The organism is Providencia sp. PROV114 (assembly GCF_032704305.1).
GTDB lineage: Bacteria > Pseudomonadota > Gammaproteobacteria > Enterobacterales > Enterobacteriaceae > Providencia > Providencia rettgeri.
Window position 1 is genome coordinate 2,316,608 of record NZ_CP120528.1, and the last position, 15,332, is coordinate 2,331,939.

16 protein-coding genes and 1 pseudogene are annotated in these 15,332 nt (G+C 35.3%); 5 read left to right on the forward strand and 12 right to left on the reverse strand.

Annotation, left to right across the window (positions count from 1 at the left end; all coding sequences use genetic code 11):
* Positions 1-32: 32 nt before the first annotated feature.
* Entirely contained in the window at positions 33-671 is a 639-nt protein-coding gene (gene grxB, locus P3L37_RS10230; RefSeq protein WP_109912176.1) for a glutaredoxin 2, read from the reverse strand.
* 240 nt (positions 672-911) lie between these two features.
* Here grxB and P3L37_RS10235 point away from each other — a divergent pair.
* Both P3L37_RS10235 and P3L37_RS10240 read left to right on the forward strand, forming a co-directional pair.
* Positions 912-1,256, forward strand: a pseudogene (locus P3L37_RS10235) (DJ-1/PfpI family protein); the annotation flags it as partial.
* Between the two features lie 713 nt (positions 1,257-1,969).
* On the forward strand, positions 1,970-2,272 hold the full coding sequence (locus P3L37_RS10240; RefSeq protein ID WP_004910749.1) for a helix-turn-helix domain-containing protein: 303 nt from the start codon (positions 1,970-1,972) through the stop codon (positions 2,270-2,272).
* A gap of 100 nt (positions 2,273-2,372) precedes the next feature.
* Here P3L37_RS10240 and P3L37_RS10245 read toward each other — a convergent pair whose 3' ends face one another.
* From P3L37_RS10245 to P3L37_RS10290, 10 genes are all read right to left on the reverse strand, one after another.
* Positions 2,373-3,404, reverse strand: a complete 1,032-nt coding sequence (locus P3L37_RS10245; RefSeq protein ID WP_164528882.1) for a fimbrial protein — start codon at positions 3,402-3,404, stop codon at positions 2,373-2,375.
* Positions 3,395-5,875, reverse strand: a complete 2,481-nt coding sequence (locus P3L37_RS10250; RefSeq protein ID WP_211888802.1) for a fimbria/pilus outer membrane usher protein — start codon at positions 5,873-5,875, stop codon at positions 3,395-3,397. The genes P3L37_RS10245 and P3L37_RS10250 overlap by 10 nt, the downstream gene beginning before the upstream one ends.
* A gap of 9 nt (positions 5,876-5,884) precedes the next feature.
* On the reverse strand, positions 5,885-6,586 hold the full coding sequence (locus tag P3L37_RS10255) for a molecular chaperone (protein WP_102140365.1): 702 nt from the start codon (positions 6,584-6,586) through the stop codon (positions 5,885-5,887).
* Between the two features lie 110 nt (positions 6,587-6,696).
* Entirely contained in the window at positions 6,697-7,275 is a 579-nt protein-coding gene (locus P3L37_RS10260; RefSeq protein ID WP_004910744.1) for a fimbrial protein, read from the reverse strand.
* 1,604 nt (positions 7,276-8,879) lie between these two features.
* Complete coding sequence (locus tag P3L37_RS10265; RefSeq protein ID WP_109913289.1) at positions 8,880-9,113, reverse strand: DUF333 domain-containing protein; 234 nt, start codon at positions 9,111-9,113, stop codon at positions 8,880-8,882.
* A gap of 91 nt (positions 9,114-9,204) precedes the next feature.
* Positions 9,205-9,414 carry a hypothetical protein gene (locus P3L37_RS10270; RefSeq protein ID WP_004910742.1) on the reverse strand — a complete coding sequence of 70 codons (210 nt, stop codon included), beginning with the start codon at positions 9,412-9,414 and terminating at the stop codon, positions 9,205-9,207.
* A 467-nt stretch (positions 9,415-9,881) separates the two neighbouring features.
* The gene (locus P3L37_RS10275; protein ID WP_004910740.1) at positions 9,882-10,322 is read right to left on the reverse strand and encodes a YcgN family cysteine cluster protein; all 441 of its coding nucleotides are present in this window, start codon (positions 10,320-10,322) and stop codon (positions 9,882-9,884) included.
* A 20-nt stretch (positions 10,323-10,342) separates the two neighbouring features.
* Positions 10,343-10,999, reverse strand: coding sequence for a fumarylacetoacetate hydrolase family protein (locus P3L37_RS10280; RefSeq protein WP_004910738.1), 657 nt, complete (start codon positions 10,997-10,999; stop codon positions 10,343-10,345).
* A gap of 19 nt (positions 11,000-11,018) precedes the next feature.
* Positions 11,019-12,107 carry a lytic transglycosylase domain-containing protein gene (locus tag P3L37_RS10285; RefSeq protein ID WP_004910737.1) on the reverse strand — a complete coding sequence of 363 codons (1,089 nt, stop codon included), beginning with the start codon at positions 12,105-12,107 and terminating at the stop codon, positions 11,019-11,021.
* A 48-nt stretch (positions 12,108-12,155) separates the two neighbouring features.
* The gene (locus P3L37_RS10290) at positions 12,156-12,425 is read right to left on the reverse strand and encodes a YcgL domain-containing protein (protein ID WP_004910736.1); all 270 of its coding nucleotides are present in this window, start codon (positions 12,423-12,425) and stop codon (positions 12,156-12,158) included.
* A gap of 129 nt (positions 12,426-12,554) precedes the next feature.
* Here P3L37_RS10290 and minC point away from each other — a divergent pair, with 129 nt between their 5' ends.
* The 3 genes from minC to minE are packed head-to-tail and all read left to right on the forward strand — an operon-like array spanning position 12,555 to position 14,383.
* Complete coding sequence (gene minC / locus P3L37_RS10295) at positions 12,555-13,256, forward strand: septum site-determining protein MinC (RefSeq protein WP_004910735.1); 702 nt, start codon at positions 12,555-12,557, stop codon at positions 13,254-13,256.
* Between the two features lie 23 nt (positions 13,257-13,279).
* A complete protein-coding gene (minD, locus tag P3L37_RS10300; protein ID WP_004910734.1) occupies positions 13,280-14,095 on the forward strand; it encodes a septum site-determining protein MinD in 816 nt (271 codons plus the stop codon).
* Between the two features lie 3 nt (positions 14,096-14,098).
* The gene (gene minE, locus P3L37_RS10305; protein ID WP_004910733.1) at positions 14,099-14,383 is read left to right on the forward strand and encodes a cell division topological specificity factor MinE; all 285 of its coding nucleotides are present in this window, start codon (positions 14,099-14,101) and stop codon (positions 14,381-14,383) included.
* A gap of 153 nt (positions 14,384-14,536) precedes the next feature.
* On the opposite strand, the gene P3L37_RS10310 is transcribed toward minE, so the two are convergent.
* On the reverse strand, positions 14,537-15,307 hold the full coding sequence (locus P3L37_RS10310) for a TonB family protein (RefSeq protein ID WP_110731912.1): 771 nt from the start codon (positions 15,305-15,307) through the stop codon (positions 14,537-14,539).
* Between the last annotated feature and the right edge of the window lie 25 nt (positions 15,308-15,332).

The window sequence follows — 15,332 nt, forward strand, 5'->3', positions numbered from 1 at the left end:
AACAAAACCCACTAAACTGGCAACCAAGTAAGCTATTTAACCTTATCAAATAGCAAGTTAATATTCGTAGATTTTGCAATTCGCTCCATATAATTCCGAATGTTTGTGCTAAATGATAAGTGCTCAACAATACTCAAACTGCGTAAGGTTGGAAAAATAATAAAATCATTAATATCAATATCTTCGCTCCGTGTTTCTAACCACGCATCTAATAAAGATAATTGCGGCTCTAATTCAACTAGCAACGTATGTGTTTCTTTTTTAAGCTCATTTAAGTCGCCGTAAGATTTTGATGTTCTGCTTATATATGCTGCTCTAGCTTCCGCTGTACTGATTTCGGGAAAATCCGTTTGAGTAAAGCGTGGTGTTACAAGCTTATATACCACCGCCGAAACCGTTTTAGACCAAGTCTCTATTTCAGGAGCAATACTCCCTTTTGCATATTTAGGTTCATTAATACTATCAACATAATGAACAATATCTAAACTTTCAGGTAAATAGCTTCCATCATCTTTTTGTAAAATAGGTAACATTTTTCGACCAATCATTTTTGTCGGTGTTTCTATATCATCATCGAATAAAACGATTTGCTCTACTGCTAACTTTTTTAAACCAAAAATCATTCTTGCTCTGACACAAAACGGACAGTGGTCATAAATATATAATTTCATTGTTAACCTCACTAATTTGATAATAAAAGTTACAATAGGTTTATACAGTATACTTGAGTGCTTACATTTATGTCTTATCACGCTTGTAAAATTTTGTTTAGCGCAAGGAAAAATAAATGTAATAGAGTGCACAAAATCCCAATAATGAAATACAGATCATGGCAAAATACGTTTAATAATGGCTACTCCTGAAAAAAATATGCAGCTAAATTCCATCGCAATTATCCTTTTGATAATTTTGAAACCCTTGATGTTATGGGGCCTGTTGAAGTATTTGGCCGCTTAGAACATTGCCAAATTGAATTTATATCACCTTCAGGAAAGGCAATGACTAGCTCTCAAGGGGTTACAGTCAATACACGCCCTATACTTACCCCATTCTATCAATATATTTTGATACCTGGAGGGCAAGGTACTCGCTCATTATCGCAGAATGATGATTATATTCAGTGGCTGAAAAAACAGGTCGAGTATGCGGAAACTGTCATTTCAGTTTGTACTGGTTCCGCACTTCTTGCTCAAACGTCCCTTTTAAACGGCTTTAAGGCTACAACAAATAAGCTCGCTTATCAGTGGGTAACTTAACTCAATGACCGAGTATTATGGCAATCTAAAGCAAGATGGGTTCATGATAATAAGTTTTATACCTCATCTGGCATTAGCGCAGGTATTGATATGTCATTACAGATTATCTGCGATTTTTATAACCGAGACATTGCAAATAATATTGCGCTTAAAATGGAGTATATATGGAATAAAGATGCTAATCATGATCCTTTTTCAAAAGTAATCATTTAAGATGTTTATAGCTTTATTTAAATCAACTTATTTGATAGCTAATAAATATTATTGATTTATTAGTCATCTTTAATTATTCAAATAATAACTCCGCCAACCCATAAAAACAAAAAATTAACATTTATTCTCATGATTTAACTTTACACTTTCAATCTTACACATCCCAAAAAGAAAGCAACTAACTGAAAACAAAGAAAATAATTAACCATTTTTTATAACCATTAAATTTTAAGTATCAATTTAAATTTGTTAATATTAATTCTTATTTTAACAATCTTAGTTTGATGAATTCTTGCATTAGCTATTTTACTTATTTTCGTTATAATCCCTTACTATAAACAATGTTATTATTTATTAATGTTTAAAGCTCTAAATCGCGATTTTCATCATATTTATGTTCATTAAATCTTTTAAAACACTTTAGTTTTTAATATACTATCAAATGTAATTTTAATTTAGTGCATTAAATAATAACCCTTCATATAAATTGAGGATGTCATATGGACATTCATACTATAATTGGTATTAAAATAAAAAACCGGAGAAAAGAACTCGGTCTATCTGGAGCTAATTTAGCTAATAAATTAAATTTAAGTCAACAGCAAATCTCACGTTATGAAAATGGAATTAATAAAATACCTATCAATCATTTAGTTGATATCGCTGAAGCGCTAAATTGCCCCATTGAATGGTTTTTCCAAGGTTATACTAGTGGATTAAAAAATGAAAAAAATGATGCATCCGAACATATCAATAAAGAACGACAGTATGTTGCTGAAAGCATAATTGTTGATTTGAAATAAGTCTTCTATAATAACTACGAATTATCATTTTTAATATAAAATAAAGGCTGACTCTAAATATAAAATCAGCCTTTATTATTAAATAAAATACTTTTAATAATTAATCATATGTAATATCAAAGCGCATTTGAGCATAAACTTCACCGGGTGAAGTTCTGTCTTCATATTGAAAATAACGAGCGGTAAGTTCTATATCGATATCTTTTGTATCATTATTATTTAATGATGCTACACGATATGGGCGGCCAAAATTGATTGGGCTTTTATCTTTTCGTTCTATAACTTGAACACCAATTCCTTTTGCTGGGCTATAGGTACTTTGGTTTGCTAAAACACCGTTTACTTGAGTCCCTGTCGCTTTTATCCCGCTAAAAGTAACATCAATATTAGTCTTACCCGTAAAACTAGTACCGCCACTACATTTCAACTTTATAGTAAAATCTTTTTCACCAGCAGGCTGGTCTCTCGCTGTTAATTGAACTCGTTTTATAGGGTCTAACATTACATTTTGATTTTCACCACTTGTCACTTGGCAGGATGGAGAAACGATAGTAATAGCATTTGCATCTAAATAACTAACTAAGATTGGACTGTTATTAGGTTTATATCCATAAGTGGTATAAATACCACTTGCTAGTGTTCCGGTTCCTGTATATTTAGCCGTTTTTATTATACTTAGCGTAAAAGTAGAATCATTTAATGACATTGGGGTACTATAATATCCCACATTTGTAGGAAAAGTACTTGGGTAAGTCATAGAATGCTGCCGACCCGATGAACGGTGGAATTTTAAACCAATACCTTCAACATTCGTTTGGTAAACTTTCCCACCAATATCGCGTAAATCAGGCATGACCACTTCAGCCTCAATATTCACCTTTCCACGACACCAGAGGTAGGTTTGGTTAGTATTCATTGAATAATCTTGTGTTTTAATTACACTCCCAACCGGAAGGTTAGGATCTACAACAATTTTTCCAAGTCTCATATCTACTCTATATGCCGGCTGACTTGTTCTTTCGCAACTATTCATATAGATGTATCCAGGGCGCCCATTATTTGCAGATACGCCATTTGCGGTAAATAGTAACCCTACCCCAATATACCAAAACCATTGATTTTTTATTGACATAGAACTTCCTTACTATTTCCTGCAGCTAATGAGAATGTACATTGACCTTTATCCCACGTAATAATGGCATTAGTTGCAATTTCACTGCTAATGAACACCATACCACCTTGCCCAACAATACCGATTGCCTCACCTTTTTGGTCTGTCACATTAGCGCCAAATGGTAGTGGTTTGTTATTAGATCTTTTAACGTTATAAACCACATTTTTTTCAATCTTAGTACCAAATTTAACCTTAACGACACTACCTTCATAAGGAACTATCTGTGATGACATATTTTCAAAAATAATACCTTCAGAACTGCCTTTCGGGTCAATTTCGATTTTATTAGTGCGATAAGCTCTTACATAAGGCGCAATAGCATAACCATGACTATCAATTGTCGTCCCCATCGCCCCTACCACTGATGCACCTTCTGCGTCTTTCGCCTCAATCAATGCAATTGTGGTTGCATTATTCGGCGTTAGCGTTATTCCACCGGAGTGCAAAACTAATGACCCATTTGCGCCTACACCATATTGGCGATAACCTTCACCTTGGCTGTAATTCGCATTTGTATTGACCGACGATGTACGGTAGCTAGTATTAAGACCGATATTTTTCGCACCACCATTTGCAACTGAGGTATTGATTCCGTATGTCCAATTATTATCACGGTCAAACGTACCACTGGTACCTATTTGGCTACTTCCGAACTTTTCATTATTAAATGTAGTATTAGACGTTAAGGTGGACACCTGATTCTCTCCCCAATAAAGAGGAATGCTCAAGTTCACACCGAGCCTGTCATCTTTTTTATCATGGCTATTTTGTGTATATACCCTCATAAATGACAAACCATATGAAAGGCGATTGATGCTATTGTTGTAACTTAGTTGATATTGTTTTTCTGTTCCTGACTTATCCCAATAACTTGAAATACGCCCCATGAAATAAATTCCACCGTAACCTTCAGGTAAATTTTGGTTAATAGTGTAACTGAAACCATTTTTTTCACGCCCTAATGTATCGACAACGCCACGTTTATCGTTATCAATAGCATAAAGTGCATTATTAATATTGTAATAATCTTTCGTTGAATATCGATATGCTGCTAACACAAGATTAGTGTCTGTTTCAGTGAATAACTTATTAAATGTAAAACGATAACTTTGCCCATAATCTGTACGATGATTAAATACAATGCGAGATTGCGTTACATCAATTGCAACCGCACCAATCCCAGTATTAATACCACTTCCTAACAAATAAGCTTGGTAATCATCAAAAGCAGTGACCCCACCATAAAGGGTAAATGTATTATTAATCCCATGCTGAAGAGTCGCTTGCATAACAAAAGGACGATTTCTTAAATTTTCAGAATCAGATTTACCGCCCGCTATTTGGTAACGCGTAAACCCTGGACGTAATAATTGTGCTAACGAAGAATACGGCACACTAAAATTAGTCTCGCTACCATCAGCCTCTTTTACTGTAACATTCAAATCATTACCATAACCCGATGGGTAAACATCATTCAAACTAAATGGCCCAGGAGACACGGTTGTTTGATAAATAATATTGCCATTTTGCCGAATCGTCACTAAGGCATTACTTTGAGCGATCCCCCGAATTTCAGGCGCATAAGTTGTCATCCCATCTGGATACATATTGTCATCCGTTGTTAGCTTAGCCCCTCTTAAGCCAATACTATCGAATAAATTACCATCCGTATAAAACTGCCCAATAGTCGCTTTTGATTTTAGTGCGGCAATGGGCCTTTGCAGATAAGTTTGATTGCTATTCCATTCAGAACCTGTAGAACGTTGCCAACCCAAATTCCCTATATGTTTCAATAGCCAACCATCATAACTTAAGCCAGCATTAACGCCTAAATAGGCGCTAGAGCTATTTGAACCTTGGTTTCCACTGATATGGCTATCATAGTAATTAGCCATATAGCCAATATTTAATGCAGGAATTCCTGTTTCCCAAAATTGCGAAGAAACATAACCCCGAGAAATTTTTTGTTCGTAAATTTGCGGTACAGAAATATCTAAACGTAGTGTCGACGTATGAAATATATCTTTAACTTCTTTGTCGCTGTTCCACTCATCCAACGGCAGACAAGTAGCACTGTTTTTATCAATTGATGGATTAAATTTTTCAGTATCAATACCTAAGTTTGAAAGTAACTCTCGGGTATAACAAACCCCTAATTGTTTATTTTTTTGTTCTTCAAAATTAAGTTCGTAACGCCCTTTCCAATCATTATTCGTATATACATCAACTGAATACTTTCCTGGACTAATCCCTGTCGCATTAAAACGGTCTAAATCAACGTTGTCTTTACTTCCCATAATAAAGCCACTATTGAATTCATAGGTTTCTTCTTCAGCTGAGGCATGGAATACGGGAACAATCCATGACGTAATAAAGCAGACTACAGAGAGTGTATTGCTATATTTATTGTTTAACTCTCGCTGTTTCATTATATATTCCTATTTTGCAGTTAGAGTCACCGCAACATCTGAACCATAGTCATTAATATTGTTAACAACAACCTTACTGCCAGACTTAATTGCCTGCTTTAATTCAACTAATGTTTGATTTTTGGGTTCTATTAAAACAGTTTTATCTGTAAGGCCAACCTTTCCATCGGTGGATATTTTTGTGACCGTAATATAAAAAGGTGTTGGATTTTCAATAACAATATTCTTACCATTTGTTTTGATAACTAACTGTTCAGGAGCTAATTCTCGGCTACCTAGCCCAACAGGCCGGTAAAAAAACTTAAAACGAGAACGAATTGCTAGCTGTAAAACATTCTGCATTTCCCCATCTTTGCCTTTTACAGTAGGCGGAATATCTAGAATATTAAGCCACCATAAACTTTCCCTATCTTGGGGAATTTGCCCTTTATCCATTAACTTTATGCGTAAATTTTGACCACCCTTTGCTTCTACTCGAGAAACAGGAGGAGTAATTTGAAATGGGGTTTTTATCGTATCAGGTGTTTCTGATGCATTACCTGTATCAAGCCAAGCTTGAGCAACCGCAGGACGTTCTGCTGTATTTGAAAGTTGTACGGTGATCTCTTTCTCATCTCCAGGGTAAATAAACCTCGTACCATTAACAATTATATTGTTAGCAAACGAATTAATACTGAAGATAAAGCAACATGCTAATACGATAGCTTTCATTTAAACCTCAAAACATAAAAGCGGCAGTGTTCTACCGCTTATTGCAATAATATCCATTAGTGTTTTACTACAACGTCTAATAACACTAACTTAAAACAACCAACCTATTCTTATTGATAAGTGATTTCGTAAGTTGCGTAGCTTTTAACTTCACCTGCAGTAACTTCTGTTGGTTTATCGGTGATATAACCTACGTAATATTGGAAACGTGAACCTTGGTCAATTTGGGTAATAAGTTCGGATGGTTGTTGATTGTCGCCGCCTGGTACGATGAATTTTTTAGCATCATCAGCCGATAAGACAAATTGGATATTCTTCGCACCAGTAGAATCAGTATTCGCTAAATAACCTAATTTTTCGCTACCACTTAATAAGTTACCACCAGTCCACACCACACCGATCGTTTTAGCGTTGCCGCCAACTGATGTTGCTGAACAGTTAGTCACATCAATTGCAAATGTTTTTGGTTTTAATAATGTACCTTTACCACCTGCTTGAATTTCTTCCAATGAAATTGGTGCTAAGTATACGCTTGCATCGCTACCTTGACCGTCAACAGAAACAGTACAAGAAACATCAGTTACTTTACCGTTAAAGTTAACTTGGCCACCGCCAACTTTATTTGCTGCATTAGCTGTTGATAAGCCGATGATTGTTGTAGCAACAGCGGTCAGTAGTACTTTCTTCATTTTCATTTCCTAATATGAGATTTTTATTCTTACATTTAAAGAACTTATTAAGTTTTTATTTAATTTATTGGTAAATAAAGAAAAATAAAAACTCCACCGCATATTGAATACAGTTAGTCATTTATGTTTCATTTTTAAACCATTTTTACTAATGCAAATAAATATCTTTCTTAATTAGTCCTATTTAGAATTTATAATCATATGCTCTATATGATTTCGAAGAGAGGATACATAATAACTTAAATTTTATTAAATCGTTTTTTTCATCACTTATTAATTTTTTGATAGGTAAAGACTATTAAAACAAACCTATTGATTGAGCATTTTGATGTGCTGATTCCACTAATTTACTCGTACAAAGCTTAATATTTAGATTTTAATATCTATTAATTTTGTATTATCTTATTTTAATTCAACCAAACTAAAAAATGAAAATTATTATAAAATACAAAAATCGTTATAATTGGATTGAATACATATTTTAATTCACATTTTGATACTTTCTGTCGCAAAATATCCACAATATTAATCTAATAATGAATATCACATAAAGGCTCAAACATTAATATAATTAATATTTATTGATCTGTGAAGATATGTAATACCCGTCAATTACAAATATTAAATTTCGAATTATTATGCTTGAATATCAAATTAACACACTATGGGTGTATAGGCGTTCTTTTATATTAACAGTCTGCTTTGGTCGTTATTAAAGTTTAAAAATGTGAATTTTTACGAGGTAAATGTCGATTTTAATCAAAATTAAAAAATAAATGGAATGAGGGAAATAAAAATGATAAAGGAAATAGCGATAAAATCGCAATATAATCCTTTATTCATTCAACTTGATCTTGTAGTAAAAACCAGAATACCAAATTATTTAGCCGAAGCTATGTTAAAAAAAATTATCATTATTTTTGATATAGGATAAGAAACCCCGATTAATTGTACAAACTATAAACTGTGTTATATCAATTTTCTTGCTTTATAACCTAATGAAAATAATGATGTTTTCTTAAAACGAACACCCCATGGAAATGTGATCTATGCATCAATTTTTAACATTAAGAATATTCCTAAATAACTCATTGCGTGTGTTAAAGTGTGATCAAATCCAAAAAGCCATCGCTAAAAGATGATGTTTTACTCTATTACTTATCCACTAGCAGACAGTTTAACGTCTTTTTGGTAAATCAATCACTCTAATAAGACTAATTTATTTAGCAATTACATAACATAAGGTAGCTGTTTCTATTTTAGTACAACAAATTACCGGTTATGAGACATTAGTGGATAAAAATATTTTATATCAATAATTTGCCATAAACAGATGAGGTCATCCTTACTAAATCTATATGAAGCTATCAAAATATTGCCTCCCCCCTTATGATGAGCTTAATAAGTATTAGTCCTGTTATTACATCGCTATTTAGTTGATCAAATGACAAAAATACGCTGACAACTAGTAGTAATATCGGCTAATTTCAAGAAATAATTAATGCAAAATAGAAATATTATTGGATTGGAACTGTTAGATTGGAACTACAGCAAAATCTTCACTAAGTTTTCGCTGTAGCAGTAATCAAGAAGTGAATAATTGGTTAATGTTCGTTCTGACGGTATAGAGCCCACTCTTCTATTTTCTCACCTGAGGGCAAGATACAGTACCCGAGTTGCCCTTGCTCTGTTCTCTTAATTTCTAATTTCCCACCAATTTGTTCACAATACACCGAAGCAGGGTTGGCCATGCCTACCGCTTTTGACTCAATTGCGGTTGTATTGGAAACACATCCGGAAATAGCAGCAAAACTCACTAACATAAGTGTTTTCTTCATAAGAAATATTCTTTAGTTAATTTGGAACGTTCATTTATTATTATGGAATGAGACGAATATAAACTGATTTTATTAATAAATAAAAGCCATTTTACTTACGCCTTTTGTTGTCAAAAAGGACAATCAAAATGCCAAAAAAGGCAATTAGCAAACTGCCAATAATATAATTCTGCCTATCAAATGCCAGCCCTGAATCCTTCACACTCTCACCATAAACGATAGGAATACTTACATCCATATTGTAAGAAATAATCGCGGTAATGAGACCTATAATTGTGAGTACCACACCAAATGTTTTCATTTCCATCCTCCATGTTACTCTTACAAGAAATAGATTAGCTAAGTATCTTGAGAAAAGCAAAATGAGAGGTCACAAATCATCATTTTTCCTCAAATAAAAATATTATGGTTTTAAGATATAACATAAAAAATTGTGAGAGGTTGGTTTTAAAGATAGATTTTCATGCAGTTAAAATTTTAAGACTGATAAGGCTAATAACTAGAAGGCAATATTGAATATTTATTGAAAACTTCTATAACTAATAGAATAAATAATCACACCTTGTAGTAGTGTGATTATTATTTACTTTCATTTAACACACTATAATGCATCAATTAAAATGAATAAATCATCATCGATGCAACTTGGCTAAATTTTTCAAAAAAAGAAATTATTGCCGGTAAAATAGCAATATTTAGAATGGCAAATAAGCCTACAGTTGAAAGTGATATTTCCATAATAACTTACTGTATCATAGAGGGTTACTACTACCCCCTACCCATCGGCCTATTCATAATGTGTTCTTCCCAATCCACCACATCAATTTCTCTGACCGCGATATGGCGAACAGACACGCCTTCATTATGCATTGCCGCTTTAGAGCCGGTTTTTAATGGGTGCCAGGCCGGGAGAGGCTTCCCTTCTAATAACAAACGGTAAGCACAAGTGCTTGGCAGCCATCCAAATGTTTCTAAGTTATAGCGATTAAGTTTTATACAATCCGTTTCATAACTGAAGCGGTCTTCATAATGCTTACACTGGCAAGTTTTTAGATTTAGCTGATTGCAAGCGACATTAGTAAAATAGATTTCATCTGTATCTTCATCCATTAATTTGTGTAAGCAGCATTGCCCGCAACCATCACAGAGAGATTCCCATTCTTCATCCGTCATTTCATCTAAAGTTTTAAATTGCCAGAACTGCGACATAATACTTTTTAATCCTATACTTAAATAACCCGTGTAGTCAGCGAGTGATCATTAATTGATAATTTTAGCATATCACCAGAAGCTAATGGGCCAACACCTTCAGGTGTACCCGTTAAGATGACATCCCCTGCACGTAATGTGAAAAAGCGGGACATATAGCTAATCAGAGGTAAAATTGGCGTGATCATATCACGCGTTGAGCCCTCTTGGCGAACTTCACCATTTATTTCCAGAGAAAGCTGAACATTTTGTAAGTCATTTGGGTTACTAATAGGAATAAAGCCAGAAATTGGACATGAACCATCAAATGATTTGCTTTTTTCCCATGGCTGACCTGCTTTTTTAAATTTAGCCTGCAAATCACGTAAGGTTAAATCTAATGCAACTGCATAACCGGCGATAGAACGTGATACACGATCTTCATCTGCATTTTTTAATGGCATACCAATTAAGATTGCCATTTCAATTTCATGATGAACAGCACCAAAATCTTTTGGAATAACAATTGATTGAGTAATATCACACAAGGCAGTTTCTGGTTTAATAAAAATAACAGGTTCTTCCGGTATAGCAGACCCCATTTCTTTTATATGCTTTGCATAATTACTACCAACACAAACAACTTTATTTGCAGGGAAATCCAGTAACGCACCTTGCCAGTCACGATGTTGATACATAATAGTACTCCTATTATCGTTATTGTATTTTATTAGCGATACCATCTGCCATCATGCATACACTCAATGCAAAATAATACGAGCGGTTCCAATGCATAATGGTTCGAAAATTTTCGGTCACTAAAAATGTCCTGCCTTCAGGGTCATCCGGAATAACCACCCACGTTTTTACGCCTGAAGGTAACTGAGCGAATGCAGGTAATGTAACACCTAGTTCTTGCCATTCACTAACAGATCTTCCTTGTTCTGCTTTTACACCTTCCAACGTTTTATTAAAATCTACAGGTAAGTTAACTTGGTAACCCCATGGTAATTTAGCTTGCCAACCTTCTGTTGATAAATAATTAGCGATGGATGCAAAAACATCAGATTTATTATTCCAAATGTCCATTTTACCATCACCATCACCATCTGCTGCATAAGACAAATAAGAGGTTGGCATAAATTGACTCTGGCCCATCGCTCCAGCCCATGAACCTTTGAGCTGTTGATCTTCTGGGATATAACCTTTATCCATTATCTCAAGCGCAGCTAAAAGTTGTTTGCTAAAAAGCGCTTCTCTTCGTCCTTCAAAAGATAATGTCGCGAGTGCCGAGATAACATCTTCTTTACCCTGTGAGCGCCCAAAACCACTTTCTAATCCCCATAATGAAACAATAAACTGAGGTGGAACGCCATATTTATCACTTATAGCATCTAGAGTGGATCTGTTTTCTAAATATTTGTCATAGCCTGCATTGATACGCGATTGTGGTAATACGTTTTTTAAATAGCTTGCTAACGTAACCGTCGCCCTTTTCTCTGGTTGGCCTTTATCTGCTTTCACTACACGCTCAATAAAATGGATATTAGCAAAAGCACGTTCAATGGTGGCAGGCTTAATCCCCTGTTCAATAGCATGTTCTTTCAGTAATTCCACATAAGCAGGAAATTGTGATGGTTCACGTTGTTCAATAGGAAATGCTTTATCTAAAGCAACGACTTCTTGCGCTATAGCCGCATTTTGTTCTGCTGTAATCGGTTGAGTAACAATTGATTCGTTATGAGTTGCAGAGCAACTTGTTAAAAACAAACCAGCGACTAATGTATATAATAACGTTGGTTTCATTTGTCTCCTCCAGACTGTCATTGCTTTTCAGGATTTTCTTAATTTGCTCTAGTTATTCAGTTCTTTGTGTTCTGAAAGCAAATTTTCCACCGGAGGTGGGAATTGTAAGTAATAACCAACTTCTAAGAGGTCAGATTTAACCTTTGCCAAGTCAGCATTGGCGAGCTTTTCACGCTTATCTAATGAGACAAGCATAGCAAATTGAGGTGTACCAAATTGGGCTAATAATTCATCAGGAACACGTGAAAAATCATCTTTCTTCTCAATATAAAGATAAGTTTGGTCACGTTTAGGGCTTCTATAAATTGCACAAATCATTATATTTAACTCTTTTTCTTAGTTCATTAGCTTGCTTGAAGTATATAGTAACTATAACATGCTATTGTTTTACAGAATATCTTCACCCGAGGATTGTTTCGGAAATTTTAATTTGCTGAGTCTGGATAGATGCCACAATCGCCAATAGAACTTAAAGGCAGCAGTTTTACTCTTTCAGTTATTCACTTATACAGTGAAGAGCCTAAACTCATCAAAAAAGCGCTGCAAGATAAAGTAAATCAAGCTCCTGATTTCTTTAAAAATGCTCCTGTCGTGATTAACATTGCTGAATTATCCCCAAATGTAGATTTACAGAGCATTCATCGTTCTGTTATATCTGCGGGATTACGTATTGTTGGGGTTAGTGGGTGTACTAACCCGCAAATGCGACAAAAAGCAAACGATGCTGGTTTACCGATATTAAGCGAAGGTAAAAGTCAAAAACCTGTTGAGATTCAGCCTGAGCCTCAGGCTGCTACAGTTCAAACTGAGCCTTTATATCGTAAAACTCGTATTATCAATACCCCTGTTCGCTCTGGACAACGTATTTATGCACCAAATAGTGATCTGATCGTCACAAGTAATGTTAGTGCAGGTGCAGAACTATTAGCAGATGGTAATATCCATATTTATGGCGTGATGCGAGGCCGTGCATTAGCAGGAGCCTCCGGCGATATTGAAAGTCAGATTTATTGTACTCATTTGCAAGCTGAGCTGGTCTCCATTGCAGGTGAATATTGGCTGAGCGATCAAATCCCTGCTGAATTTCTCGCCAAAGCAGCTAAACTTTGTTTAGTTGATAACAAACTTAATATCGAATATTTAAATTAGACCTTATTTACAAGGAATTATTCATGGCACGCATAATTGTAGTGACTTCAGGTAAAGGTGGCGTTGGTAAAACCACTTCAAGCGCGGCCATAGCTACTGGCCTGGCACAAAAAGGGAATAAAACGGTGGTGATCGATTTTGATATCGGCCTACGTAACCTTGACCTCATCATGGGGTGTGAACGTCGAGTAGTCTATGACTTCGTAAACGTTATCCAAGGTGATGCAACCCTGAATCAGGCTTTAATCAAAGATAAGCGCACCGAAAATTTATTCATTTTACCTGCTTCGCAAACACGCGATAAAGACGCATTAACGCGTGAAGGAGTAGGCAAAATTCTTGACGAATTGAGCGACGACCTTGGTTTTGATTTTATTGTTTGTGACTCCCCCGCAGGTATCGAAAGTGGCGCTTTAATGGCGCTCTATTTTGCTGATGAAGCCATTATAACTACCAACCCGGAAGTTTCATCTGTCCGTGACTCTGACCGTATTTTAGGTATTTTAGCGTCAAAATCACGTCGTGCAGAAAAAGGTGAAGAACCGATTAAGGAACACTTATTGTTAACACGCTATAACCCTGGCCGTGTAACCCGTGGCGATATGCTAAGCATGGAAGATGTTCTGGAAATCTTATGTATTCCTTTGATTGGTGTTATTCCGGAAGACCAATCTGTACTGCGCTCTTCTAACCAAGGTGAACCGGTCATTTTGGATACAGAATCTGATGCAGGCCAAGCCTATGATGATTGTGTTGCTCGTATTTTAGGTGAAGATCGCCCTATCCGTTTCATTGAAGAAGAGAAAAAAGGTTTCTTAAAACGCCTATTTGGGGGATAAATAATGGCTTTATTGGATTTCTTTCTGTCGAGAAAAAAAACGACAGCGAATATCGCAAAAGAGCGATTACAAATCATCGTTGCAGAACGCCGCCGTGGTGATAGCGAGCCCCCATATCTTGCAGATATGAAAAGAGATATTTTGCAGGTTATCTGTAAGTATGTCCAAGTTGACCCTGAGATGTTATCAGTGCAATTTGAGCAAAAAGGGGATGATATTTCTGTTCTTGAACTAAACGTTACGCTACCTGAAGGTGACGAAATAAAAACAACAACAGAAGAAAAGTAATTTGCAAAGAAAGCCGCTGTCTAATTTTAGGATTAATTCAATAGGTCGCGGCTTGCTTTTATCTTATTAATATAAAACAATAAATTAAGAACTACCCTCGGGCGCTAATTTCAAACAGCTATTCAGGTTGAAAGCCCACCGCTATTAGGCAATTTATAACTCGAATTCAATTGACAATGTTATCTGTTTTTTTAAACCCTCTGGTGGTATGCCAACAGGGCGACTCTTTGCTATAGCCGTCAACGCAGCTTGGTCGAGTTGTGTATGCATAGAAGACTTAGCAATACTCACCCTTGTTATCTCTCCCGATGACGTAAGCGTAAAATTCACCAGAACCTTTCCTTGAATATGGGTATTTCTCGCTTTTCTTGGGTAACGTTTATGGCGCTCTATTTCTCTACGTAATTTATCAATATAAGATTGATAATTCGCACTTATATTATCCCCTACTGCCCTCGTATTTTGCGCACCCTGTTCCCCTGCGGCATTTGATAAAGTACTATTTTGGCCAGCTTGCTGTTCTTGTTTTACATCATCGTTTTTTTTATTTTGTTGTTGTTCTTTCCGCTTAATCACTTTTTTATTTGGTTGTTTTTGTTCTTTTTTCTCGATAACTTTTTTCTGTACATCCGAAACTTTATTTTCATCACTATGCGTACTTTTTTTATTAGCAACTTTGATTACCGCATTTTCATTTTGTTGCGGTTCAGAAAGTAAACCGCCAGTTAGTTTATTATTTAATGTGACATCACTTATTTGCTTTTCAATTACATTTTGCGTCAATGCAATAGAGATAATCGCCGCCTTTATTGGCGTATAAATTTGTGCGTGACGTGTTTTTTCAGCACTTAAGCAATAAAAAACGATACCAAAATGAAATAATAGCGAAACCATAACAGCAAAATTAAAACGTAGAGTAAGCATTTTAATATCCCTAATAGCCCCTTCG

Coding starts and splice junctions, on each gene's coding strand:
- grxB (WP_109912176.1), bottom strand. CDS start 671: ATGAAATTATATATTTATGACCACTGTCCGTTTTGTGTCAGAGCAAGA.
- P3L37_RS10240 (WP_004910749.1), top strand. CDS start 1,970: ATGGACATTCATACTATAATTGGTATTAAAATAAAAAACCGGAGAAAA.
- P3L37_RS10245 (WP_164528882.1), bottom strand. CDS start 3,404: ATGTCAATAAAAAATCAATGGTTTTGGTATATTGGGGTAGGGTTACTA.
- P3L37_RS10250 (WP_211888802.1), bottom strand. CDS start 5,875: ATGAAACAGCGAGAGTTAAACAATAAATATAGCAATACACTCTCTGTA.
- P3L37_RS10255 (WP_102140365.1), bottom strand. CDS start 6,586: ATGAAAGCTATCGTATTAGCATGTTGCTTTATCTTCAGTATTAATTCG.
- P3L37_RS10260 (WP_004910744.1), bottom strand. CDS start 7,275: ATGAAGAAAGTACTACTGACCGCTGTTGCTACAACAATCATCGGCTTA.
- P3L37_RS10265 (WP_109913289.1), bottom strand. CDS start 9,113: ATGAAGAAAACACTTATGTTAGTGAGTTTTGCTGCTATTTCCGGATGT.
- P3L37_RS10270 (WP_004910742.1), bottom strand. CDS start 9,414: ATGAAAACATTTGGTGTGGTACTCACAATTATAGGTCTCATTACCGCG.
- P3L37_RS10275 (WP_004910740.1), bottom strand. CDS start 10,322: ATGTCGCAGTTCTGGCAATTTAAAACTTTAGATGAAATGACGGATGAA.
- P3L37_RS10280 (WP_004910738.1), bottom strand. CDS start 10,999: ATGTATCAACATCGTGACTGGCAAGGTGCGTTACTGGATTTCCCTGCA.
- P3L37_RS10285 (WP_004910737.1), bottom strand. CDS start 12,107: ATGAAACCAACGTTATTATATACATTAGTCGCTGGTTTGTTTTTAACA.
- P3L37_RS10290 (WP_004910736.1), bottom strand. CDS start 12,425: ATGATTTGTGCAATTTATAGAAGCCCTAAACGTGACCAAACTTATCTT.
- minC (WP_004910735.1), top strand. CDS start 12,555: ATGCCACAATCGCCAATAGAACTTAAAGGCAGCAGTTTTACTCTTTCA.
- minD (WP_004910734.1), top strand. CDS start 13,280: ATGGCACGCATAATTGTAGTGACTTCAGGTAAAGGTGGCGTTGGTAAA.
- minE (WP_004910733.1), top strand. CDS start 14,099: ATGGCTTTATTGGATTTCTTTCTGTCGAGAAAAAAAACGACAGCGAAT.
- P3L37_RS10310 (WP_110731912.1), bottom strand. CDS start 15,307: ATGCTTACTCTACGTTTTAATTTTGCTGTTATGGTTTCGCTATTATTT.